At 30.8% G+C, this 23317-nt stretch carries 26 protein-coding genes and 2 pseudogenes; all 28 read left to right on the top strand.

Features of this window, described 5'->3' with window-relative positions; translation table 11 throughout:
• Nucleotides 1-6 precede the first annotated feature (6 nt).
• Nucleotides 7-258 carry a hypothetical protein gene (locus tag PF021_RS01400; RefSeq protein ID WP_271020620.1) on the top strand — a complete coding sequence of 84 codons (252 nt, stop codon included), beginning with the start codon at nucleotides 7-9 and terminating at the stop codon, nucleotides 256-258.
• The gene (locus tag PF021_RS01405) at nucleotides 252-1826 is read left to right on the top strand and encodes a hypothetical protein (protein ID WP_271020621.1); all 1575 of its coding nucleotides are present in this window, start codon (nucleotides 252-254) and stop codon (nucleotides 1824-1826) included. The genes PF021_RS01400 and PF021_RS01405 overlap by 7 nt, the downstream gene beginning before the upstream one ends.
• On the top strand, nucleotides 1819-3504 hold the full coding sequence (asnB, locus tag PF021_RS01410; RefSeq protein ID WP_271020622.1) for an asparagine synthase (glutamine-hydrolyzing): 1686 nt from the start codon (nucleotides 1819-1821) through the stop codon (nucleotides 3502-3504). Before PF021_RS01405 ends, asnB begins: the two co-directional genes overlap by 8 nt.
• On the top strand, nucleotides 3501-4379 hold the full coding sequence (locus PF021_RS01415; protein WP_271020623.1) for a hypothetical protein: 879 nt from the start codon (nucleotides 3501-3503) through the stop codon (nucleotides 4377-4379). The genes asnB and PF021_RS01415 overlap by 4 nt, the downstream gene beginning before the upstream one ends.
• 83 nt (nucleotides 4380-4462) lie before the next feature.
• On the top strand, nucleotides 4463-4936 hold the full coding sequence (locus tag PF021_RS01420) for a hypothetical protein (RefSeq protein WP_271020624.1): 474 nt from the start codon (nucleotides 4463-4465) through the stop codon (nucleotides 4934-4936).
• Nucleotides 4937-4979: 43 nt separating this feature from the next.
• Nucleotides 4980-6059, top strand: a complete 1080-nt coding sequence (locus tag PF021_RS01425) for a DUF354 domain-containing protein (protein ID WP_271020625.1) — start codon at nucleotides 4980-4982, stop codon at nucleotides 6057-6059.
• Entirely contained in the window at nucleotides 6053-7114 is a 1062-nt protein-coding gene (locus tag PF021_RS01430) for a Gfo/Idh/MocA family protein (RefSeq protein WP_271020626.1), read from the top strand. Before PF021_RS01425 ends, PF021_RS01430 begins: the two co-directional genes overlap by 7 nt.
• Nucleotides 7115-7122: 8 nt before the next feature.
• Nucleotides 7123-7767: a formyltransferase family protein gene (locus tag PF021_RS01435; RefSeq protein WP_271020627.1), complete on the top strand. Its 645-nt coding sequence runs from the start codon at nucleotides 7123-7125 to the stop codon at nucleotides 7765-7767.
• A 155-nt stretch (nucleotides 7768-7922) separates the two neighbouring features.
• Nucleotides 7923-8342, top strand: a complete 420-nt coding sequence (locus PF021_RS01440) for an acyltransferase (protein WP_271020988.1) — start codon at nucleotides 7923-7925, stop codon at nucleotides 8340-8342.
• Nucleotide 8343: 1 nt separating this feature from the next.
• Complete coding sequence (locus PF021_RS01445) at nucleotides 8344-9003, top strand: O-methyltransferase (protein ID WP_271020628.1); 660 nt, start codon at nucleotides 8344-8346, stop codon at nucleotides 9001-9003.
• Nucleotides 8994-10091, top strand: coding sequence for a DegT/DnrJ/EryC1/StrS family aminotransferase (locus PF021_RS01450; RefSeq protein ID WP_271020629.1), 1098 nt, complete (start codon nucleotides 8994-8996; stop codon nucleotides 10089-10091). Before PF021_RS01445 ends, PF021_RS01450 begins: the two co-directional genes overlap by 10 nt.
• Nucleotides 10092-10619 (top strand): adenylyl-sulfate kinase, encoded by a 528-nt coding sequence (gene cysC / locus PF021_RS01455; protein ID WP_271020630.1) that lies wholly within the window; start codon nucleotides 10092-10094, stop codon nucleotides 10617-10619.
• Between the two features lie 14 nt (nucleotides 10620-10633).
• Nucleotides 10634-10768: a hypothetical protein gene (locus PF021_RS01460; protein WP_271020631.1), complete on the top strand. Its 135-nt coding sequence runs from the start codon at nucleotides 10634-10636 to the stop codon at nucleotides 10766-10768.
• Nucleotides 10769-11119: 351 nt separating this feature from the next.
• Nucleotides 11120-11479, top strand: a complete 360-nt coding sequence (locus PF021_RS01465; RefSeq protein WP_271020632.1) for a hypothetical protein — start codon at nucleotides 11120-11122, stop codon at nucleotides 11477-11479.
• 179 nt (nucleotides 11480-11658) lie between these two features.
• Entirely contained in the window at nucleotides 11659-11904 is a 246-nt protein-coding gene (locus PF021_RS01470) for a hypothetical protein (protein ID WP_271020633.1), read from the top strand.
• Between the two features lie 18 nt (nucleotides 11905-11922).
• Nucleotides 11923-12105, top strand: a complete 183-nt coding sequence (locus PF021_RS01475; protein WP_271020634.1) for a hypothetical protein — start codon at nucleotides 11923-11925, stop codon at nucleotides 12103-12105.
• A 15-nt stretch (nucleotides 12106-12120) separates the two neighbouring features.
• Nucleotides 12121-12362 (top strand): annotated as a pseudogene (locus tag PF021_RS08590) (DUF2972 domain-containing protein); the annotation flags it as partial.
• A 63-nt stretch (nucleotides 12363-12425) separates the two neighbouring features.
• Complete coding sequence (locus PF021_RS01480; RefSeq protein WP_271020635.1) at nucleotides 12426-13208, top strand: class I SAM-dependent methyltransferase; 783 nt, start codon at nucleotides 12426-12428, stop codon at nucleotides 13206-13208.
• Nucleotides 13209-13224: 16 nt separating this feature from the next.
• A complete protein-coding gene (locus tag PF021_RS01485) occupies nucleotides 13225-14580 on the top strand; it encodes a hypothetical protein (protein WP_271020636.1) in 1356 nt (451 codons plus the stop codon).
• A 296-nt stretch (nucleotides 14581-14876) separates the two neighbouring features.
• Nucleotides 14877-15651 (top strand): annotated as a pseudogene (locus PF021_RS01490) (class I SAM-dependent methyltransferase).
• Nucleotides 15635-16675 (top strand): hypothetical protein, encoded by a 1041-nt coding sequence (locus PF021_RS01495; RefSeq protein WP_271020637.1) that lies wholly within the window; start codon nucleotides 15635-15637, stop codon nucleotides 16673-16675. The pseudogene PF021_RS01490 and the gene PF021_RS01495 overlap by 17 nt, the downstream one beginning before the upstream one ends.
• The gene (locus tag PF021_RS01500; RefSeq protein WP_271020638.1) at nucleotides 16659-17207 is read left to right on the top strand and encodes a hypothetical protein; all 549 of its coding nucleotides are present in this window, start codon (nucleotides 16659-16661) and stop codon (nucleotides 17205-17207) included. The genes PF021_RS01495 and PF021_RS01500 overlap by 17 nt, the downstream gene beginning before the upstream one ends.
• On the top strand, nucleotides 17194-19488 hold the full coding sequence (locus PF021_RS01505) for a PEP-utilizing enzyme (protein WP_271020639.1): 2295 nt from the start codon (nucleotides 17194-17196) through the stop codon (nucleotides 19486-19488). Before PF021_RS01500 ends, PF021_RS01505 begins: the two co-directional genes overlap by 14 nt.
• Nucleotides 19479-20087, top strand: coding sequence for a gamma-glutamyl-CDP-amidate hydrolase (locus tag PF021_RS01510; RefSeq protein ID WP_271020640.1), 609 nt, complete (start codon nucleotides 19479-19481; stop codon nucleotides 20085-20087). Before PF021_RS01505 ends, PF021_RS01510 begins: the two co-directional genes overlap by 10 nt.
• Entirely contained in the window at nucleotides 20078-20560 is a 483-nt protein-coding gene (locus PF021_RS01515; RefSeq protein ID WP_271020641.1) for a hypothetical protein, read from the top strand. Before PF021_RS01510 ends, PF021_RS01515 begins: the two co-directional genes overlap by 10 nt.
• Nucleotides 20557-21657 (top strand): CDP-glycerol glycerophosphotransferase family protein, encoded by a 1101-nt coding sequence (locus PF021_RS01520; protein ID WP_271020642.1) that lies wholly within the window; start codon nucleotides 20557-20559, stop codon nucleotides 21655-21657. Before PF021_RS01515 ends, PF021_RS01520 begins: the two co-directional genes overlap by 4 nt.
• Before the next feature lie 52 nt (nucleotides 21658-21709).
• Nucleotides 21710-22474: a phosphocholine cytidylyltransferase family protein gene (locus tag PF021_RS01525; protein WP_271020643.1), complete on the top strand. Its 765-nt coding sequence runs from the start codon at nucleotides 21710-21712 to the stop codon at nucleotides 22472-22474.
• The gene (locus PF021_RS01530) at nucleotides 22464-23288 is read left to right on the top strand and encodes a 3'(2'),5'-bisphosphate nucleotidase CysQ family protein (protein ID WP_271020644.1); all 825 of its coding nucleotides are present in this window, start codon (nucleotides 22464-22466) and stop codon (nucleotides 23286-23288) included. Before PF021_RS01525 ends, PF021_RS01530 begins: the two co-directional genes overlap by 11 nt.
• Nucleotides 23289-23317: the final 29 nt, after the last annotated feature.

Consider the following 23317-nt stretch of genomic DNA (forward strand, 5'->3'; position numbering starts at 1 on the left):
AAAGTATTGAGACAGCACGAGATGGATACTTATAGGGTTAACTATCCGTATTATAACTCCATAATAGATAGTATGAAATTATTTTTGGATGGAATTAATGGTATTGGATTTGATTTTGTCTATGATTTAAATGAAGTTACAAAATATAGCAAAGATGATATTTTTACAAATTTTTGGATTCATTGTAATGAGTTAGGTAATAAAATGGTGGCAAGAGAAGTTATTGAGTTTTTAAAAAATAAAGGAGAGTTATGTTGATTAAAAAAGCTTTTATATATCCAAATGATTCTTGTTCTAATGCGTTGGTTGCCATGTATAAAGATTTGCTTGGTGATTTTGAGGCGATATTTATAGATGACAGAGTGTGTGGCTCTAGTCTAAGTGAGAAGAGAGATGAAATTTTAAACTCATATATTCCATTACTTGTATGTGCTGGTGAAGTTGGTGATATATTATTTGCTAAATGCAAGGAGAATGGTGTAAATGCTCTATGTGGTAGAGAATATGCCGCAAAACTACTTGCACAAGAATTTAATAAATTATCTGCGGGGGGGGGGGATTTATCTAACTGCTTCTTTTTAGATACTAACTTTTTACATATTAAAGATATACGATTATTGCAACATTATTGCTACTTTTACTTTAGTTTTTCTCGCTTTATAGATAATGATATTTTATTGAAATTGAATTATCAAGTTCGAAATTTTTGTGAATGTTTAAGGGGGTTAATTGAAAAGAGCGGTTTTGATCTAAGTGTAACTAGTGGTGTGTGCCTAGATGTAAATAAATTAGTTAGTGTTCAAAGTTTGGCTTTGGATCAATTTTTGAAATCAAAAGCAATAGATACGACTTTGTTTTTTTGGGATTATGATTCATATGTTAAATTAGAAGATAAGTTGCAAAATACAAGGATAATTATTGCTCCTTGGATACTATCTGACTATTTTACACCCAAAAAGCTTGTGTGGATGTATGGCAAGAATCGCCCAAGATTAAGAGATGAAAAAAGAATAGTTATCGGGGCTGGTCATAGTGTGTGTGAAGCATTTGATTATTGCCCTTTGACGATTAGTAGGGTTGATAAAATAGCAAGGGCAAATTTTCTAACTTTTGATTATTATTTGGCTATTGACAAGCTTTCTTTTCAAGCCTTAAGCAATCTATTTAGAGAGTGCAACATACCTACTATACCGCTTGAAGCTGGCTCTCCATCACTAGATAACAAAATAAAAGAAAATATAGCAAACTATGGAGCAGAATATTTTTATTATATACCAAAAAGCACAGAAATAAGCATGATAGTGGAAGTTATTAGAGTATTTCTAAAGGCTGGTAGAAAGATAAGATTTCGTCCCCATATGAATATAGAATACCTTGATAATTATTCTTCAAGCAATATTTATAGACCGCTGGAGGAATTTATGCAAAATGATAATTTTAGTATCGATAGAGCTCCTAAAATCACACAAGAATCTCTAGCTAGAGGCATAGTTATAACAGATACTTCATCTGTATCATATAGTACTCCTTGGAGTTCTCTAAAACCTACTTTATTATTTGCACCAAATAAAAAAGAACATGATTTAAGGCAGGTAAGATATGGTTTTAGTTTTGCTAATCCAACTTTACATAGAGTTGGTGATAGCGTGGAAACTCTCTTAAATGAAGGGTTGAAATTAGAAAAAGAGGTGCTAGAGCATGGTATGGAATTAAAAGAGAACTTAAGAGAATATCGAAGTGAAAATATATATAATTTAGGAGTTTCACAACAAAAAATTGAAAAAATACTGCTTTTACTTTTAGAAAAAGCAGAGAGTTATGTGTAGTGTTTTTGGTGGTGAAATAGGTGATAGGGTAGAGGAATTTAAAGAAGCAAATGCAACTTTAATACATAGAGGACCTGATTTTAGTGGAGAGTTTGTAGAGGGTGGAGTTGGACTTTTTCATAATCGTTTAAGTATTATTGATTTGGATAGTGGAGCAAATCAACCCTTTATATCTTCTCTTTATCCACATTTGGTGCTTATTTTTAATGGGGAGATTTATAATTATTTAGAACTTAAAGAAGAACTAGCAAAAGAAGGTGTTGAATTTCGCACTACAAGCGATACAGAAGTTTTACTAGCAATGTATGTAAAATATGACAAGGATTCTTTAAGGTATCTAAATGGTGATTTTGCTTTTGTTATTTTTGATACAAGAGATAAGAGTTTCTTTCTAGCAAGAGATAGACTTGGAAATAAGCCTCTTTTTTATTCGCTTAAAAACAATAAGTTGATTTTTTCTTCAGAAATTAAAGCATTATTAAAAGTGCTTGGTGTTGAGTTTGATAGAGATGAGGTATCAAAGTGGTTACTCTTTAGCAATGGAAGTAGCGGCAAGACAATATATAAGGATATTTTAGAGTTCCCAAAGGCACATTTTGGGGTGTATAAAAATAGCAAGTTGCATTTAGAGAGGTATTGGGATTTAAGGATTGATAATGTAATTTGCGATGAAGCTTTGGCATTAGAAGAATTAGAAACTTTATTGAGTGATTCTTTGCTTTTAAGAATGCGAAGTGATGTTCCATTATCGATGTCAGTCTCTGGTGGGATTGATAGTACACTTCTTGCTTATGTGGCGAAAAATTTGGGTAAAAGTTGTGAATTTTTTGGGCTTTCATTTGATGAGTTTTATCAATTTGGCGAGGGAGAATATATAAGAAAGCTAGAAGATTCGCTAAAAATAAATGTAAATATCATTAATGCAAACTTGGAATCTATAAGAGATGATTTTAGGAATTTAGTTTTTGCACAAGATGAGATTTTTAGGAGTTTTTCTATTTATGCTCAATTTTTACTCTTTAAAGAAGTTTCAAAAACGCATAAGGTAATAATAGGTGGTCAGGGTGCTGATGAGTGCTTTGGTGGGTATTATCATCATGTCGGTCGATATATATATAAAAATAAAGAAGAATTTGAGAATAGAGTAAATTTATATGGAAAAGATGCGCTAGATGAATATGTCTTTGGACTTAAATGTTCTTTGGGTGACAAATTGAAGCTAAGGCTTTTTATGCGGGATAATGAATATGGTATAAATAAATTGCAGGAATTTGGGTTTAATCCCCCTAGCTTTGAGCATTTGCTGGATAGATTTAAGGAATCTTTTGATGAAGGATTACTGCTTGATGTTTTGTATTTTAATCTTCCAAATTTATTAAGATATGAAGATAGAAATTCTATGTTTTTTTCTTTAGAAAATCGCACCCCTTTTACTGATTTTAGGCTTGTTGAGTTTGCATTTAGGCTAGATTCGTCTTTAAAATTTAAAAATGGTTATAGTAAATATATTTTACGAAAATTGCTTAGTAAATATTTTTTAGATGAATTTGCTTGGAGGCTTGATAAAAAGGGATTTATTGCACCGGAGAGTTTATGTTATTCTAAGTTGTTTGGTGTGAGTGGAAATTTATTTGATATTAGACTTGCGATTTTTAGGGAACTGGAGAAGAGAAAATGAAAATATTCACTCAAATGTCAAATGATCACTTAAATAATGCTATAAAAATAGCACAAGCACTAAAACTTGGTGGAGAATATATACTTCAAGCACAAGTAGAATCTAAAATATCTAAAGACGATTTGTTAAGTGTCTTTGTAGATGAAATTTGCTCAAGACTAAGGCGTGAAGTACCCAGTTGCACAATAAATGGTAAAAAAATAATAATAGATACTTTAGGGATTATTAGGATTTTAAATGAATTTTGTGGTTATTTTTTATGTTATTTAAATAAAGATTCAATTTCAAGGCTTGAAATTGCCATAGATATTCATCTGCAAAACACAAAACAACAAGTAAACTTTTATAAAAAAATAGACATAGGTATTATCCCAGCCTCAATTCATAAGATATGTAAGCATACAAGCACGATTGTGGATAGTTTAAAGCAATATGGATTTACTTTTATTTATTGTGTAGAAAATAGAAACATTTCTTTTGATTCTTATGTGTTGTATGCTGATTGCTTATATTTGTATATGTTTGATTTAAATGGGATTGTATCTGCTTTTAACTTAAGGTTATATAGATTAAAGGAATCTCCAAAAATATTCTATGTAAATCATGTGTTTAACTCTATATTAAAGCAATTATGTTGGAAGAAAGAGGAGAAATATTTCTATAACTCAATTCTGCAAACTAGGCTTTTGAGATCTCATTATCATTTATGTCATAGCAAAAGTGAGGTAAGATTGCTTGAATTAAGCTGTGAAAAATATAAAATAGATAAAAGTTGCATAATAAAATCTGGCTATCCTAGCTTTGATGTATCTTTGCAAAGTTATAATGCTATATCTCCTATTCTCTGCGGGGGGGGGGCGAATATCTTCTTATAGCTCCTAGTTATATCTCAAAGTTTTTAGAAGATTCCATTTTTAGTGTTATTTTAGAGTTATTAGAAAGTGGGATTCCTATTATTATGAGAGGACACCCAATATTAGTAGAATCAGAAAAACAAAAAAATACTAAAAAGCTTTTAAAATTACAAGAATATGAAAATTTTATCTTTGATAATGGCAATTTATGTGAAACTTTAAAAGCAAAACAAAAGGTAGATTCTTTAAGTCTTGCTATGTATAAAAGCTTTGCATTGCTTTGTGATTCTAGCTCGCTATCTTATACATATCCACTAGTTTCTCTAAAACCTGCAATAGTTTTACTAAGTGAAGCTGAAGTTGGGATAGGTATAGAAAACATATATGCTTATAATAAAACAATGCATCTAATAGCTCATAATGATTCAGATATAAGAGATTCTTTAAAAATATTAAGCAATATCGATACTTTACAAAAATACAAACAAGAAATACAAAAATATAGAGATGATGAGATATATAATATAGGAAATTCTAGTGAGTTTATAGCATTAAAAATAAAGGAAATCTTAGGATAATTTCTTTATAATCTAAAGTTATTTTGCACTTTTAGAGGGATAAATGATTTGGATTGATGTTGCTACTCCTAAATATGCTATGTTTTTTTCTATTATGATTGATGAGTTACAAAAGCGTGGTCATGAAGTCTTAGTAACTACTCGCTATGCACCAAACTACACTGAAGCTAAAGAGATTTTAGAATTACAAAAGATTCCACATATTGTTCTTGGTGAGTATGGTGGGGCTAGTTTGTTAGAGAAGTTTGAAGCTAGAATCTTTCGTCAAAAAGAAATATTAGATTTATTTAAAGCTAGAGGAGTGCCTAAAGTTCTAATCTGTGGAGCTGTCGTAGATAGTGTGCAGGTGGCTTATGGGATTGGGATTCCTGTGGTGAATATCTATGATACCCCAGCTTTTACAACTCCAAAAGATGAAGCATGTCCAAAAGAGCTAACAGCAGTTGCAAGGCTTACTTTGCCTTTTTCAAAGCTGTTTTTTTATCCTTTTATTTTTCCTAAAGAACTTATTTTGCGTTTTGCACTTGATGAGGAGCAAATAATCCCATATCCATTCATTGATGTAGCTTTATGGATAAATAATATTAAAAAAGATTCTAAAAATGACTTTAGGATTAGATATGGGCTTGATATTTCTAAGCCTACTATTTTAGTTAGAGAAGAGGAATATAAGGCACATTATGTAAAAGAGCAGATCCCTACTATTTATGAAGTTATCCCACTATTAAAGAAGGAAATTGATGCAAACATTGTAATCATGCCAAGATATGAGAAGGAAAGATTGAAAAATGATTTTGGTAACATTGCTACAATTTTAGAAGAAAAGTTAAAACCAGAGGAATTTTATCCATTTATTGATCTCTTTATTGGCGGCGGAGGGACTATGAATCTAGAATCTGTGTGCTATGGGATTCCTACTATTTCTACACGCTCTATTTGGCTTGTGCATGATCAATATTTAGTGCAAAATAATTTGATGTTTTGGAGCCAAGATTGTAATGAAATTTTAAAAATTGCAAAAGAAAATTTAGGCAAAATGATAGATTCTAAGAGCTATTTTGTTCGTGGTGAGTGTAATTTTGATGCAATTATCAATAGAATAGAGAAGGATATATTATGCTAGGTGTAGCATTACTTGGGTGTGGCAGGATAGCTGTGCGTCATGCAGAGCTTTTAAGTAAGGGTGAGATAAGTGGTGCTAGATTGGTTTGTGTATGTGATATTGATGAAAATAGGGCAAAAAGTTTTGGAGAAAAGTATAAAGTTCCTTATTTTACAAGCTTAGAATCTATGATGGATTCTCACTATAACTATATAGATATAATATCAATCTTAACTCCAAGTGGGCTTCATGCAAAAAATACACTTGAAGTTGCACCTTATAAAAAGCATATAATTGTAGAAAAGCCAATGGCATTAACACTAGATGATGCTGATAAAATGATAGAAGCATGCGATAAGTATGGGATTAGGCTTTTTGTAGTGAAGCAAAATAGATATAATTTGCCTGTGCAAAAATTAAGAGAAGCATTAGAGAGTGGGCGGTTTGGTAGGCTTGTAATGGGAAGTATTAGGGTTAGATGGTGCAGGGATAATAGCTATTATAGGCAAGATTCTTGGCGTGGTACTTGGGCTATGGATGGTGGTGTATTTACAAATCAAGCAAGTCATCATATAGATTTATTGGAGTGGATGCTTGGTGATGTAGAGAGTGTGTTTGCTAAGGCAAGAACCGCACTAAGCGATATAGAGACAGAGGATACTGGAGTTGCTGTGTTGAAGTTTAAAAATGGTGCTTTAGGTGTGATTGAAGCTACAACTGCCACTAGACCTAAGGATTTAGAGGGGAGTATTTCTATTTTAGGAGAGAATGGTAGTGTAGAAATTGGAGGATTTGCTGTAAATGAAATAAGACATTGGCATTTTAAAGATGGACTTCCTAGTGATGATGAAGTTATAGAAAAATACTCTGTAAATCCACCAAATGTGTATGGGTTTGGGCATAGAGAGTATTATTTGCATGTGTTAGATTCTATTATTAATAATAAAAAAGCATTAGTTGATGGGCTAGAGGGGAGGAAGAGTTTGGAGTTAATTATTGCTATGTATGAATCTATTGAAACTGGTAAGGAAGTATTTTTGCAATTCCACCCTAAAAAATGTCGTCTTGGAATGTAGAGGTATTTATGAAGAAGATTGTATTTTTAGGCACAAAAAATATAGGAAGAATTTGCTTGGAAGATTTGTATTTTAGACAAGAATCTTTAGGGGTTAGCCTTGTGGCAGTATTGGCTGGACAGAGGGGAGAGACAATAGTAGAATTTTGCAAAGAGAAAAATATAAAGCTTTTAGATTGTTTAGATGATTTGCATACTTTAGGGGCTGATATTTTATTTTCTGTGCAATATGATGAAATATTAAAAGAATCTCATATAAAAAGCATAAAAGAAATGGCATTTAATTTACACTTAGCACCATTGCCTGAATATAGGGGCTGCAACCAGTTTTCTTTTGCAATTATGAATGAGGATAAAGAGTTTGGAGTAACCTTGCATAAGCTTGATTGTGGGATTGATAGTGGAGATATTGTCTTTGAAAAAAGATTTCCTATTCCACAAGATTGTTTTGTAGATGAGCTTTTAGAGTTAGCAAATTCTCATGGAGTAGAATTGTTTTGTAAAAATTTAGAAAATATGATTTATGGTAGATATATGTTAAAGTCTCAAAGCACTATTGAAGCTAAAAAAGAATTTCATCTAAGAAGTGAAATTGAAAGCTTAAAGCACATTAAGCTAGAGATTCTCTGCGGGGGGGGGGGGCAAATTAATTGAAAAAATTATTCGCGCCACTTCAATGCCAAACTTCGAGCCTCCATATATCATCATCAAGGGCAGAAAGTTTCTCATCAAGCCCACAGATAATAAAAGTGGAACTGGAGAACAAAGAGAGCTTCACTCTAATACAAAGCGGGATAATTAATGTAAAAATGGGTAGTGGTGTAAAAATTATGGAGCCTTGTAATTTGTATGGTTGTTCTTTGGGTGATAATGTGTTTGTGGGACCTTTTGTGGAGATTCAGAGTGGTGTGAATATTGGTGCAAATACAAGAGTGCAAAGTCATAGTTTTATATGTGAGTTGGTAAATATTGGAGAATCTTGCTTTATAGCACATGGTGTTATGTTTATAAATGATATTTTTGATAGTGGTGGTCCTGCATATGGCGATAAGAGTTTATGGAAAAATACGAGCATAGGCAATAATGTGAGCATTGGTTCAAATGCAACAATTTTGCCTGTTAGTATTTGTGATGGAGTTGTTATAGGTGCTGGAAGTGTGGTTACAAAGGATATTACAAAAAAGGGAATCTATGCTGGTAATCCTGCAAGAATGATAAGGGAGCTTTAAAATGGAATTTTTAGACATTGTAGAAAAGATAGAAAAAAGGAGAGATGAGTTAAAAGAAAGCGATATTGTATTAGATATAGTTGATTATGGTGCTGGAAAGGCTGATGAAAAAAGAACAAAAGAACAAATGAAAAAGGGTGTAGAGTTAAAGGTGGCTTTAAGTGATTTTGCAACAATAGGGGTAAAAAAAGAAAAAGCACTACAAATCTATGAAATCTTCCAAACATTAAACCCAAAGACAATATTAGAGCTTGGCACTTGCTGTGGGTTTTCTAGCTCATATATGGCGCATTTTCTACCTGAATGTAAAATTTATACTATTGAAGGAAGTGAAAGCCTAGCCAAAGTAGCAAGAGAAAATCATAAATTTTTTAACTTAGAAAATATCGAAGTTATAGAAGGTAGGTTTGATGCTATCTTAGATGGTGTGCTAGATAGAATCTCTCCTATTGATTTTGCTTTTATCGATGGACATCATAATAAAGAGGCTACTTTGGAGTATTTTAAAACTATACTTCCTTTTATGAGTGGGGGAGGGGTAATGCTTTTTGATGATATTTCATGGAATGATTCTATGAAAGAGGCTTGGAGAGAGATTTTGGATTCTTCTGTGTATGAGAGCTATACTGATTATTCTTGGATGGGGGCTATATGGCTATAAAATTTTTAGATTTACACAAACAATATTTAAGTATCAAAGATGAGATAGATGGGGCGATTTGTGAAGTGATTGAAAGTAGCTCTTTTGTTGGTGGAGAGAGTGTAAGGGAGTTTGAAAGAGAGTTTGCTGAGTATATTGGTGGAGGTATGCATTGTTTAGGTGTTGCAAATGGAACTGATGCATTAGAAATTGCCATTGAAGCACTAAATTTACCAAACGATTCTGAGGTATTAGTCCCTGCTAATACATTTGCAGCGAGTGCTGAAGCTGTGGTTAGGAATAATTTAAAAGTTGTCTTTGTTGATTGTGCTAGTGATTATACTATTGATATAGATGACTTAAGGAGTAAGATTAATAAAAATACTTCTGCTATTGTTGCGGTGCATCTTTATGGTCAGTCAGCTAGAATTAATGAGATATTAGAGTTAGCAAAGAGTAATAATTTAAAAGTTATTGAAGATTGTGCTCAAGCACATGGAGCTACATTTAATGGTAAGAGGGTTGGTAGTTTTGGTGATATTGCTACATTTAGTTTCTATCCGGGCAAGAATCTTGGTGCTTATGGAGATGGAGGAGCTATTGTTAGTAAAGATTTTGCACTATTGGAGAAATGTAAGGCCATTAGCACACATGGTGGATTAAAAAAGTATGAACATATAATTGCAGGGCGTAATTCTAGACTTGATAGTATGCAAGCAGCGATATTGAGGGTGAAATTAAGGCATTTAGATAAATGGATACAAAGGAGAAATGAAGTTTCTAAAATGTATTTAGAAGGTTTGAGTGGTTGTGTGATTTTACCGGAGGTTAAAGAATCTTGCATGAGTGTTTGGCATTTATTTGTAATTAGGATTAAAAATAGGGAAGCTCTAATCAAACATTTAGAATCTAAAGGTATAGAAATAGGGCTTCACTATCCTAATGCACTGCCTAATACACCTGCATTCAGTAATAAAGAATATGTGATTGATAGCAAAACAACCAATGCAAATATGTGGCAAGATGAGATTCTATCAATCCCTATGGGTGAGCATTTAATTGATGAAGAAGTGCAATTTGTAATAGAGGCAATTAAGGAATTTGTATAGATGTGTGTTGTGGATAAAGATGGGCGTGGGCTTGTAATATGGCTATGTGGCTTAGCTGGAAGTGGTAAAAGCACGATAGGTAGGGCTTTGAGCCAAAAATTAAGAGAAAAGATTCCAAATGTAGTGTATTTAGATGGTGATGAGTTAAGAGACTTGCTTGGAGCTTATGGATATGATAGAGAAGGAAGGATTGAAGTAGCACTCAAACGCTCGAAATTTGCACATTTTCTAAGCTCTCAAGGGCAGGTTGTTGTGGTTACTACTATTTCTTTGTTTGATGAGATTTATCAATATAATAGAGAGACTTTGAAAAATTACCTTGAAGTGTATGTAAAATGTGATTTAGAAGAGTTAAAAAGACGCGATCAAAAGGGGCTATATAGTAAGGCATTAAATGGAGAGATAAGAGATGTAGTAGGAATTGATATAGCATATGATAATCCAAATGCAGATGTAGTTATAGAAAATAGTGAGCAAAATAATTTGGATAAAAAATTAGATGAAATTTTAAAGAGAGTAACAATTTAGTTTAAGAACATTGTATGATAAAGATAGATTCTGCAATACATAGGGAACAAAATTGTATTGCCTATAAAATGGGTAGTGAGATAATACAAAATACCTGCGGGGGGGGGGGAGTGGCAATTATGCTTAATAGTTGCACTTTTAAAAATTAAAAGGAATCATACTAAGAATTTAAAAATATATAGAGATACAACAAAGTTATTCCCACAACTAGAATATTTAAGCTTAGAAGAATGTAGTGATTATAATGAAAGTTTAGCTTATAGAACTCATGTTGTTAGATTGCTTGGAGATATGATTATAAGAGATAATGCAAAGTGGCGTTTTAGTGGGTTTTTAAGTTTAGAAAAATTGTTGCTAGGACTAAAAGAGAGTGTGGTGGTGTAAATATACCTGCTTTATCAGATTCTATAAACGATTTAGTATATTTTGCACATAGTAAGGGGATTGTTGAGTTTATAGATGTAAAGAGTGTTATTGAAGCTTCTGTTGGTTATCAATATTTGCTTGATACAATTCTGAATAATTTTGCTTATTTTTTAGATAACTTTTTGATTATTAAACAATGGCTAGAATCTAGCGAGTTTTATAAATATAAAAAAGAAAACTATCCATATCCACCACTAATTAATCCAAAGAGTGCAGACTATAAGAATATCTCCTCAAAGCAAGCTTTTAATCTTAATTTACCATTGCCTAGAGAGTGTAAGTTTATATGGTTGTATCCACATGGCGCTGACATAAATGGTATTATTGAATATTTTGCAAATAAAGTTGAGAATTTAAAGATTATTATTACTTATGATTGCAAGAGTGCTAAGGAGTGCTACTCTTATATATATTATAGTATAGAAAAGATTTAAAATATAATTATTGCTTTGATCTTAGTAATACTAAGATTGTTGGTGGAAATGTAGATGATAAAAATAAATTCTTTAGTCTTATATGCAGAGATGAAATTGTGAGATTCTGCTAAGTAAGAGACCCTATAGAGTTGCTTAGACATGTCTTAGCAAGGTGGGGTAGGTGGCATAGAAGTGATATGATTAAAAGAAGCCAATTTTATTTAAATGATCCGTTTTTATCTGTGTTTATAGATTATAAAAAGCAACCTATTTTAAAACAGATATACATTAAAGAGTGGAGCAGTGTTTTTGTGTTTAAAGAATATTGTAAGTTGCTAGATGAAAATGCAAGATTCATAGATACAAAAGAGCTAAATAAGCCAAGTATTGATTTAAAAATGAGAAATATTATGCAAGACTTTGGGCTTAGAGTGGATAGTTAAAATTGTAATGATGTATTAATGGCAAATTATTTTAAGGGTAGTGCATATTTATGGCTACCATTGGAGATGAAAGTAATCTTAGAAAATAGGAAAATAAAGATTGTATTTTTAAATATTGTTGAATCTAAAAAGCAAGGTTTGTGCAGTCTATCTAGTGAAATTGGGTTTATTGCAACTATATATGATGTGTGCATTTTTTAAGATGACCTAGAAGCATTAAGAGCAGATGTAGAAAGATATAATGAGGTTATAGAATATTTGAGGTATTTTGTAAGAAAGATAGAAGAAATGCTTAAATACCAAGAGAATTTATATATTAATTCAGATGATATTTTAGAACATTTAAGGAGCAATAAAAAAGATTCTTTAATGTTAAAAAATATTGCAAGGATATTATGGAAGATTGGAAGTATTATAAAGAGTTTATAGAAATATGCAAAATGCATAGATTGGAATAAATATAAATGTATTTTTATACTAGGTTTGTTATAATCAAAGATTAAATCAAAAAAAGGAACAATATGCAACAAGGTGATTTTACAAAAGTAGCAAAGCACTACCATAATCGTCCAGCGTATAGTGAAATGCTACTTAAAAAGCTAATAGCTTGTATTAACGATGAACAAAAGCCATTAAATGAATTACAAGTAGTAGAGGTAGGAGCTGGAACTGGGAAACTTACTAAAATGCTTGATGAAATGGGCTTAAATGTCCTAGCAGTAGAGCCAAATGATAATATGAGAGAAGAGGGAATTAAATACACACAAAATACAAATATAAAATGGCAAAAGGGAAGCGGTGAAGAAACAGGAGTTACTTCAAATTATGCAGATTGGGTGATTATGGCTAGTTCATTTCACTGGACTGATCCTAAAAAATCGCTACCCGAGTTTAAGAGGATTCTAAAATCTTCTGCGGGGGGGGGGGCATATTTTACCGCTATTTGGAATCCCAGAAACATTATAGAAGGTTCTTTATTTTCTGATATTGAAGAAGAAATAAAGCGTATTGTTCCGGAATTAAATAGAGTAAGCAGTGGTAGCCAAAATGTCAAAAAATGGGAAGATATTTTAGTAAGCACTGGTGATTTTAAGGATTGTTTCTTTTTAGAGAGTGATTATATAGAAACTATGGATAAGGCTAGATATCTTGGTGCTTGGCATTCTGTAAATGATATACAAGCTCAAGCAGGAGAATCTAGATGGCAAGAAATCTTATCTATGATTGAAGATAAGATTAAAGATATGGATATTATACAAATCCCTTATAAGATTCGTGCATGGAGTGTGAAGGTAACCAAATAAGGGAGAAAGGAAAAATGTGAATAACTCTTTAGTTGCAAGTAAAAAGTTCTTTGTGTATCCGCATGGTATTTCTGGATCATTACTTGGAGCTATGGTAGAGTATATAGAGAATGATAACCTCTGCGGGGGGGGGGGCAAAATGGAGTGTATTATAGACTTCATTGATGATTCATCTCCTCTTACAAGCTTGGAGACTAAAAAAGATTCTATTATCTCTAGTAATTCTGTTGTACTTCTAGCAAATAATAAAGTAATAGGTGCAAATGAAAAAACAATAACAATTCTAAAAGAGAAGCTAGAATCTCTAAATATCAAATATAATGAAAATGCCTTTGTAGAATATGCACTAAAAGTAGCTAAAAAGCTAAAAGAACAAGTTTGGATTCTAAAGCGGCAAAACATAATAGGAATAGAGCTATGTGGCATAGCAAATGATAAGCATATAGGGTATTTAGATGACTATTTACTTGATAATTCAAGTGTAAATATTTTATACATATGTGCAACTAAGGCTTCATATATAAAAATAACACAAAAGATACAAAATAGTCCATATCAAGATAGAATGTTAGCCGTATGTTATCCGCTAGAGCATACAGAAGAATTAGATTTTTTAACCGCACTATGTAAAACTTCAACTACAAGTATAAAGAATAGAAATGTTCCTACTTTATACATAGGACATGCTTTAACTGATTGGTCTAATATCGATGTGGAGAAGTACTATGGAGATAGGATTGATTATTTAAGTATCGGTCTTGATAATTTTAAGGCTAAAAATTTAGAGAATCTTAAGATGATAGAATGTGGTTATTTAGGGTTTGATCTAATAGCTAAGGAAATTAAGATAACAAAAAAAGATTCAATACTTTTTGCTCCATATAATAAAGATGAGTTTTTCAAATTTTTACCACTTATAAAAGTAGCTCTTAGCAAATATAGAGTGATATACAGAGATAGAAGATTCTTTGAAGGTCCTTATAAGTGGGGCGAAGCAAATGAGATAATAGAATCGTTGCAGATAAATGACAATTTTATAATTAGTGATTCTTGGGAGATTAGTGAAGATGTTTATAGTAGTAGTTTTGCTTTTGTAGGTGGGATTACCACTACTATTAATACATTTCCAATTATTTCATTATCACCTAGCATTAGCGATAGTCCAAGACTAGATAGTAATCTAGGAATCAAATGCGAGTTGGTTGAAAATGGGTTTTTAGAGATTGTTGATGAGATTTATTATTCTTTAGAATCTTGGGAGCAAAAAATATTGGAATTTAGAAATAAGAATGTGTATAATTTCGGCTTTGCAAGTGAAGCTCTTGGTAGATTTTTGATTAGTAATTTTATAAATAAGGAAATTTGCGGTTAAGAAATTGGTATTTTTATTATTTGTTTGGATGTAATTTCAATGTTTATTGTGTTTCTAAAGAAGCTATATAGTTTGATTTAGTTATTATGATTTTTATTGTGAGCTTTATTGTGTCTAATGTTACTAATTTGGCTAAATGGCTATTTCATAGCTTCCTTATAGTATGGGGCATAGTCTTTATTATAGTGTTTTTTTATTACTTAAGGTATCAAGACTTAACAAATCTTTAATCAAAAATGATTAATCTTATGAAAGGAGTATAAAAGTTTAATTTTAAATTATTTTAAGGAGTAAATATGGAAAAAATTGTTGAACAAGTGTGGGACTATACTAAACATGCTAAATATTATAGTTATAGACCAAATTATGCACCAAAAACTATTGATATGTTAGTTAGGCTAATCTCTGCGGGGGGGGGGGGCAAAAACTCCTTTAGTAGCTGATATTGGTGCTGGAACAGGTAATTTAAGTATTATGCTTTTAGAGAGAGAATGCAAAGTTGTGTCAGTGGAACCAAATGATGCTATGAGAGAAATAGGTATTGAAAGAACTAATGGTCAAAATATAGAGTGGGTTAGAGCGACAGGGATTGATTCTACTCTTAAAAGTGGAGAGTTTGATTGGGTTACATTTGGGAGTAGCTTTAATGTTATGGATAGAATTGAGGCATTAAAAGAAGCATATAGACTACTAAAGAAAGATTGCTATTTTTCATGTATGTGGAATCATAGAGATTTAGAAGATACTATACAAGAGAAAGCAGAAAGCATTATCTTAGAATTTGTTCCAAATTATACACGAGGTGTAAGACGAGAGGAGCAAAGAAGCATTATTGAACAGCATAAAAATATGTTTGATAATATTATTTATATCGAGGAAGATTTTTATTTTCATCAAAGTATAGAAAATTATATCAATGCTTGGAGAAGCGTTAAGAATCCTTATTGGGATTTAGAAACAATAGAAGGTCAGGAATTGTTTTCTAAGATTGCAGATAAAATGCAAGAGCAACTTCCAAAAGAATTTGACATAAAATACACAACAAGGTGCTGGAGTGCTAAAAAAGTGTGAAACTATATATCTTTACCCTAAGGGTGAAGATACTCAAAGCCTATTTGTAATAATGCAAGAACTTCAAAGGCAAAATATTGTCTCAATGAATATAAAATTCGTTGATGATAGTTTTTGTGAGACAAGTTTGCAATCATTAAAAGAAGAGATATTAAAAAATGGAAAATTGTGGATAGTGCATCAAGATTCTAAATTATATGAAAGATTGTCAAATAATGCTGATATTTTAAATATTCCGTATCACAATGGAATAGAAGAGCTAGAATCTTTAATGTTAATTTTGTTAAATAATATTGAAATAAATAAAATATATGAAAATAAAAGAGATGACGAGTTTTTAGCTTTAACATATCTAGCTTATTTTGTTTTGCATTTTTTTATATCTTTGAAAAAAGATTCTGTATTTTATTGTTCATTTTTAAATATTGTTGAGAAAATCAACAATCATTATGCTAAGAAGTTTCCGCATTTTAAAAATAGCATAGGAATTACTAGGACTACATTTGGTAATAATAAGCATTTAGGAAATATTGCAGAAATTTTGGAAAGTAAGGGGGTTGATACTATTTATATTTATGGTGAGGAAGAGTTTTATTTAAAAGAAAAAGAACTCTTTGGAGATAAATGTATATTTATTCCAATTTTTAATAGCTATTTCGGATGCTTTTTGAGTGTTTTTAGATTCGTTGTAACATGTCTTATGCCACATAATACACCAAATATCGGTAGCAAATACATATATGTTCCTCATGCTATTATTGATCCTATTGCTTCATTATTTCAGAGGAATCGACCATTAGATGCATTTTTCTTTAAGCGCAGGGTTGGGATTAATGGTTATAGAATAATTAGCACAAAGTCAAATTATAAAATTTTTGAAAAAGAAGTTAGGAATCTTGGGTATGAGCATGAGCTTATATGCGGTGGATATCCTAGTTTGGATATAAATCTAAAAGAATATAAAAACTATCTATCTACACATAATCTCTGCGGGGGGGGGCAATATTTTGGTCTCCGTAAATAGCATTGAAAATCTAAGGGTAGTAGAAGAGCTTTTAGATAAGTTTGAGAGAGAATTTATAAATACAAAAGTATATTTTCGTCCATATCCTGGGAGAATTTTGGTGCAAGAAAGTCAAAAAATTGCAGAAAAATATCAAAATAAGGATTGGTTTATTTATGATTCTTCTAAAAAATTAAGTGTAAAAATTATGTATGATTGTGCCTTGTTACTTGGGGATTATTCTAGCTTAGTTTATACATTTCCTCTAACTACTCTAAAACCTGCAATTTTACTTGTAAGTGGTATGGTATCTCCTAATAACTGCTATAATGGCGTATCGTTTTTTAATAGCAAAATACATGTTAAAGCAAATAATTGTGATGAGGCTATAAAAATCATAAAAAATATAAAAGCACAAAGCAGAACAATCAGTAACAAGAAGGCTAAGGAGATTGCTATCTTTAGAGAAGAAGAAGTTTTTAATTTAGGTTGTGCTAGTGAGTTTATAGCTGATTTTATAATTAGTAAGATAGGGGAAGATGATGAGTGTTAAATTTGCCTCAAAAGCACAGAATCTAAAAAATCTACAAAGCATTTTAAAGAGTGGAGAAATTTTGCCACTTTTGATTACTAATCTAAAAGAAGTAGAAAGTGATTTTGAATTATTAAAAGATAAAATCTTAAAGCTTGGAGATAAATTTATAGTTCGTAGTTCATCAAAAAGTGAGGATAGCAAGATAGAGTCAAATGCTGGTGCATTTTTAAGTATAGCAAATGTAAGAGAGGAGAATCTAAAAGAAGCATTAAAAAAAGTTGCAGATTCTATGCCAAATTTTGATGATGAGATTCTTGTTCAAACAATGCTTGATGATATAGAAATATGTGGAGTCGCATTTAGTGTAGATAAAGATAATTTTGCACCATATTTTTGCATACAATATGATACTAGTGGGTCAAATAGTGCAATAACAGATGGTAGTAGCAACGATATTGTTAGCTATTTTCATTATCGAAATTCTAAGCCTCCAAAGAATGAAAATTTAAAAAAAATAATAGAAATGATATTAGAGCTTGAATCTCTATATGAATATAAGGCATTAGATATAGAGTTTGCCATATCTAAAGGAAAGCTTTATTGTTTTCAAGTGCGTCCATTGGTAATGGAGAATAAGGAAAATTTATTTAATGCATTACCACTAGAAGCACTAGAGAGGCTCGAGAAGCGATTTGTAAGCCTACAAAAAGCCACACCTGATGTCTTTGGAGATAGGGCTATTTTTGGCGTTATGCCTGATTGGAATCCAGCAGAAATAATAGGGCTAAAGCCAAAAAGATTAGCATTAAGTCTCTATAAAGAAATTGTCACTGATAATATTTGGGCATATCAAAGGGATAATTATGGATATTTAAATTTACGATCTCACCCACTTATGCATTCATTCTTAGGGATTCCATATATTGATGTTAGACTTTCTTTTAATTCTTTTATCCCAAAAAGTTTAGATAAAAATATTGCCAATAAACTTGTGAATTATTATTTGGATAAACTTTCCAAATCCCCACATTTACATGATAAGATAGAGTTTGATATTGTATTTTCATGCTATGACTTTAATACCCCTAAGAAATTAGAGCAATTATTACAACACGGATTTAATGAAAATGAAATTAAAAGACTAGAGTTTTCACTGCTAAATCTTACAAATTTAATAATTAAGCACAAAAAGGGTTTATATTTAAAAGATATAAAAAAGATAAAAAAATTAGTTTTTTATTATGATGAAATTTTAAATTCTAATCTTTCAAATATTGATAAGATTTATTGGCTTTTAGAATCAACAAAGAGATATGGAACTTTACCATTTGCTGGGATTGCTAGGGCAGGGTTTATTGCTATTTCTTTACTTAATTCTTTGGTCGAGATTGGATTTTTTAGTATTGATGAAAAGAATACTTTTTTGAATTCTCTAAATACAATTAGTAAAAAGTTGAGTAATTATGATTTAAAAGATAAAGAAGGGTTTTTAAGAGACTTTGGTCATTTAAGAGCGGGGACTTATAATATTTTATCTCCTAGATATGATGAGGCTTTTAGTGAGTATTTTAGTGATGTTAAAGTGATTAAGAATAGTCATGTTGAGTTTAGTATCGCTGATGACAGAAAAGCAAAACTAGAAGAAATATTAAGTGAAAATGGTCTTAGCATGAATGTAGATGAGTTTTTTAAATTTTTAAAAGTAGCCATTGAAGGTAGGGAATATGCAAAGTTTGAATTTACAAAGTTACTGTCAATGGCATTAAAGCTAATAGGTGAGCTTGGTGAATATTATGGAATAGATAAGGAGGATATGGCACATCTTGATATTAAAAATATCTTAACTTTATATTCTTCGCTATATTCTAAAAGCCCAAAGAATAGATTCTTAGATGAGATTAAAAGACATAAAGAAGAATATGAGCTAACTTTAGCATTAAAATTGCCACAACTCTTAAGGGATAGTAGCGAGATTTTTGGATTCTTTAGCCAAATGGTGTTGCCAAATTTTATATCACAAAAATGTATAAGTGCAAATGTTGCAAAAGAAAATGATACTAATTTAGATGGTAAAATAGTGCTTATTTATGCTGCAGACCCCGGATATGATTATTTATTTACAAAAAATATAGCAGGATTTATAACTTGCTATGGAGGGGCAAACTCTCATATGGCAATTCGCGCATCAGAACTTGGTATGCCAGCTGTAATAGGTGTAGGAGAGGAATCTTTTAAGAAATATTTACAAGCAACCAATATTACTATTGATTGTCAAAGTGAGCAAATTATATGTTTATAGCAATTTCACAAAGATTAATGGAAAATTCATCTTATGTGGAACTAAGAGAGGGCTTGGCATTAGATTGGGGAATATTTTTTAGAAAATATTTAAGAGATTATTTGCCGTTACCACTAAGCTATGAGATAGAGTTTAATAGATATATTCCTTATGTAAGTGGAGTTATTTTAAGTGGTGGTAATGATTTATCAACCATTGATGATAGTAGAATAAATAATAAACGAGACTCTTATGAATCTAAAATCATTGAAGAATGTATAGAACACAAAATACCACTTCTTGGTATATGTCATGGAGCACAGATTATTTCTTATTATTTTTCTTCTAGTTTTGAGAGGCAAAGTGGGCATGTTGGTAATCATAAAATAATGGTGGATAATAAAGAATATGAGGTAAATTCATATCACAATTATTGTATAACCAAGCTTGGAGATGAACTAGAAGCTTTGGCTAAGATTGATTGTAGCATTGAGGCTTTCAGACACAAGCAACATGATATATATGCTATAATGTGGCACATAGAGAGGGAGTGTGGTATGCAATATAGAGATGTTTTTGATATATGGTTTAAAAAAGTAAAGGAGAGAGTATGCAAATAATATATGCTCCAAGCCTACGAGAAATAAAAGATATTATGATAACAAACTCTACACTAGGATATGACATAGCGTTATGTGAGTGTTTAGATTCTGCGGGGGGGGGGGCAAATATAGAGATATTATTCCTTCCTTTTTGTGATACTAAAGAAGACTATAATAAGAAATTTTTAGATTCTATAAAACATTGTAATATCAAAAGAATTTCTTCTTTAAAAGAAGGTATTGATAGTTCATTTCTAGTTAGCGATATTTCAAATATTGTATATGCATATAGTCTTTTTTGCAAAAGACCTAGTATTTTATTTCTAAATGGGTTTGATGAAGCAAAATTTGGAAATGATAGGCTTGATTTATTGCTTAATACTTGTGTATATTGTGCGTATAGTCACAAAGAATTAAGAAATATTATACAAGCTAATATGGATAGAAAAATAGGTTTTATAGAACATTTCTTAGCAAGTGATATAGCATGACTGCACAAGATAGAGTAGATTTTTATAGTAAAGAATTAAAGCAAAAAATACAGAGTGTCTTAAAAAAAGATAAGAAAAATATTGTTGTTATGTGTTTTTATGATACATATAGAAGTCAATATGGTACTTTACTAAAAAAGTTAAGAAAAAAATATAATGTAATAGCAATAGTGCCTCAAATGTTGCATGATGATCTAGAAAAAAGCGTAAATGAAGTTATTGTAGCTTATTGGAGGTTTTTTGATAATAATATAACCTATTATTTTTATTTAGATATTGATGGAATTGATTTGATACTTACTGCTGATGGTGTTGGATATGAAAACGGGAAAATTGATAGAGAGTTTTTGAATAAGAATGTTAAAAAAATGTATATACCACATTCTTTATTGTTGCCAACTGCCTCTAGTGATAGTTTTATGGATTATATAATTATCCCAACAACTATATCTAAGGATGGATATGAAAAAGCTGGTAATAAAGCAAAACTACTAGAATGTGGATATCCAAAGCTAGATTTTGCAATTTCAAATTATAAACATGAATCTAAAAATATCATTTCTTATATATCTACTTTGAAGTTTGTTAGTTCAAATGATTTAAAAACCACAAACTTGGTAGCTGGATTTGAAAGCTCTATTTTAGAATGGTTACTTGAAAATACTAGTTATAACATAAGTTATAGAGCACATCCTATGAATTCAAAGAACAATCACATAATATATTCACTAATAAAGAAGAAGTATGAAAATAACAAAAGAATCTCTATTGATATGACAGATGGAAATGTGTTTTGTAATTTTAGTGATTTTATCATTACAGATTATAGCACTAGTGCCTTTACTTATAGTTTTAGCACCCTTAGACCTTCATTTTGCATTGCACCATACAATAATATACCAGTGTATAATGAAAGTTTTCAAAAAATTGGTGGGCTTGCTAGTAATTTTAAGCAATTAGGAGAAATGATAGAAAATATAGACTTTGAATCTTACAAGCAAAAAATCCAAGAATTTAGAGATGAAATATTGTTTAATCCACTAAAGTCTAGTGATTACATATGTGAGCAAATAGATAAGATATTAGCAGGTGAATAATTAACTATCTTGCTATAATTTTATAACTTAAAGATTCTAATTAGGAAAAGTTATGAAAGCATTGATATTAGCTGCTGGATTTGGCTCTAGACTTCTGCCTTTGACAGAAAATAATCCAAAATGTATGGTTGAGTATAATGGTAGGAAAATAATAGATTATGAAATAGAGGCTTTAAAGAAGGCTGGTATTTGTGAGGTTGCCGTTGTTGGTGGATATTTATTTGATACTTTAAAGAGTTATTTGCATAAATTTGACATTGCTGCATTTTATGAAAACAAAAAATACGATAAGACAAATATGGTTAGCACAATGTTTTGTGCTAGAGAGTTTTTGGAATCTTGCATTAGCACTAAGAGTGATTTAATTATCTCATATGCAGATATTGTGTATTTTAGCGATACTATATCTAAGTTAAAAGATTCTATTGGAGAGCTAAATATCGTTGTTGATAAAGCTTGGAGAAGCTTGTGGGAGAGACGATTTGCTAATCCATTAGATGATGCTGAGAGTTTAAAGATTAAAAATGGAAAAATAGTAGAATTAGGCAAGAAAGCAAGTAGCTATGATGATATAGAAGGGCAATATACAGGGCTTTTTAAAATGTCTTATAAATTTTTAAGTGATGTTGTTAAGTTTTATGATTCTCTAAATCGCTATGATATGTATGATGGAAAAGATTTTGATAATATGTATATGACTAGCTTTTTGCAAAGAATTATAGATAAATACAATAATGCAAACCCGGTGTTTATAGAGGGTAATTGGTGTGAAATTGATTTTAAGAGTGATTTGGAGATTGTTATAAATGGAAAATAATATAGAAATGTTATATAAAGTTGCACAAATTGCAATTAGAGCTGGATTTATAACTATGAAATATTATGGGAATTGCACATATGATTTAAAGAGTGATGATTCCCCTCTTACTAAAGCTGATTTGGAATCTAATGAATATATTACAGATTCTTTGCAAGAGTTTGGATATAAGATATGTTCTGAAGAGGCTATTTTGGAGTATGAACAAAGAAAAAATCTAGATTATTATTGGCTTATAGATCCACTAGATGGCACTAAGGATTTTCTGGCTAAAAATGGTGGCTTTACTATAAATATAGCATTGATACATAAGAATAGACCCATTTTAGGGGTTGTGTATGCACCTGCATTTTATGAGTTGTATTTTGCATTAAGTGGTCATGGTGCGTATATGATGAATGTAGAAAATAGCAATAGTATTGAATTTATAAAGAGTAATAAAATAAAGCTAAATGGCGATAGAATAGTAAAAGATGATAGTCTTTTGGCTTGTGATTCTGTTTTTCATAGCACAGAGGAGACTTTAGAGTTTTTTAAAAAATATAATTTAAAAACACTCAAGTGTGGTTCTTCTTTAAAGGTGTGTTCTCTTGCAGCTGGTAAGGCTGATTTATATCCTAGATTCAATGGCACAAGCGAGTGGGATATGGCAGCATGTGATGTGATATTAGAAGAATCTGGTGGTGTTATGCTAGATTGTGTTAGCAAAGAGAAGCTAAAATATAACAAAGAAAGCATAAGAAATAACTATTTTATCGCATTTGCACGCACACAAATTGGCAAAGAAATATACAATGATTTTCTAAAATCTTAAAAATTGATTTATTATAGATTTTGTATTAT

It is taken from the genome of Helicobacter ibis (assembly GCF_027859255.1).
GTDB classification, from domain to species: Bacteria; Campylobacterota; Campylobacteria; order Campylobacterales; family Helicobacteraceae; genus Helicobacter_D; species Helicobacter_D ibis.

Coding starts and splice junctions, on each gene's coding strand:
- cysC (WP_271020630.1), top strand. CDS start 10,092: ATGTGTGTTGTGGATAAAGATGGGCGTGGGCTTGTAATATGGCTATGT.
- PF021_RS01405 (WP_271020621.1), top strand. CDS start 252: ATGTTGATTAAAAAAGCTTTTATATATCCAAATGATTCTTGTTCTAAT.
- PF021_RS01425 (WP_271020625.1), top strand. CDS start 4,980: ATGATTTGGATTGATGTTGCTACTCCTAAATATGCTATGTTTTTTTCT.
- PF021_RS01520 (WP_271020642.1), top strand. CDS start 20,557: ATGACTGCACAAGATAGAGTAGATTTTTATAGTAAAGAATTAAAGCAA.
- asnB (WP_271020622.1), top strand. CDS start 1,819: ATGTGTAGTGTTTTTGGTGGTGAAATAGGTGATAGGGTAGAGGAATTT.
- PF021_RS01480 (WP_271020635.1), top strand. CDS start 12,426: ATGCAACAAGGTGATTTTACAAAAGTAGCAAAGCACTACCATAATCGT.
- PF021_RS01470 (WP_271020633.1), top strand. CDS start 11,659: ATGATTAAAAGAAGCCAATTTTATTTAAATGATCCGTTTTTATCTGTG.
- PF021_RS01525 (WP_271020643.1), top strand. CDS start 21,710: ATGAAAGCATTGATATTAGCTGCTGGATTTGGCTCTAGACTTCTGCCT.
- PF021_RS01475 (WP_271020634.1), top strand. CDS start 11,923: ATGGCAAATTATTTTAAGGGTAGTGCATATTTATGGCTACCATTGGAG.
- PF021_RS01510 (WP_271020640.1), top strand. CDS start 19,479: ATGTTTATAGCAATTTCACAAAGATTAATGGAAAATTCATCTTATGTG.
- PF021_RS01515 (WP_271020641.1), top strand. CDS start 20,078: ATGCAAATAATATATGCTCCAAGCCTACGAGAAATAAAAGATATTATG.
- PF021_RS01530 (WP_271020644.1), top strand. CDS start 22,464: ATGGAAAATAATATAGAAATGTTATATAAAGTTGCACAAATTGCAATT.
- PF021_RS01415 (WP_271020623.1), top strand. CDS start 3,501: ATGAAAATATTCACTCAAATGTCAAATGATCACTTAAATAATGCTATA.
- PF021_RS01445 (WP_271020628.1), top strand. CDS start 8,344: ATGGAATTTTTAGACATTGTAGAAAAGATAGAAAAAAGGAGAGATGAG.
- PF021_RS01430 (WP_271020626.1), top strand. CDS start 6,053: ATGCTAGGTGTAGCATTACTTGGGTGTGGCAGGATAGCTGTGCGTCAT.
- PF021_RS01420 (WP_271020624.1), top strand. CDS start 4,463: ATGAGAGGACACCCAATATTAGTAGAATCAGAAAAACAAAAAAATACT.
- PF021_RS01460 (WP_271020631.1), top strand. CDS start 10,634: ATGATAAAGATAGATTCTGCAATACATAGGGAACAAAATTGTATTGCC.
- PF021_RS01450 (WP_271020629.1), top strand. CDS start 8,994: ATGGCTATAAAATTTTTAGATTTACACAAACAATATTTAAGTATCAAA.
- PF021_RS01505 (WP_271020639.1), top strand. CDS start 17,194: ATGATGAGTGTTAAATTTGCCTCAAAAGCACAGAATCTAAAAAATCTA.
- PF021_RS01435 (WP_271020627.1), top strand. CDS start 7,123: ATGAAGAAGATTGTATTTTTAGGCACAAAAAATATAGGAAGAATTTGC.
- PF021_RS01440 (WP_271020988.1), top strand. CDS start 7,923: ATGGGTAGTGGTGTAAAAATTATGGAGCCTTGTAATTTGTATGGTTGT.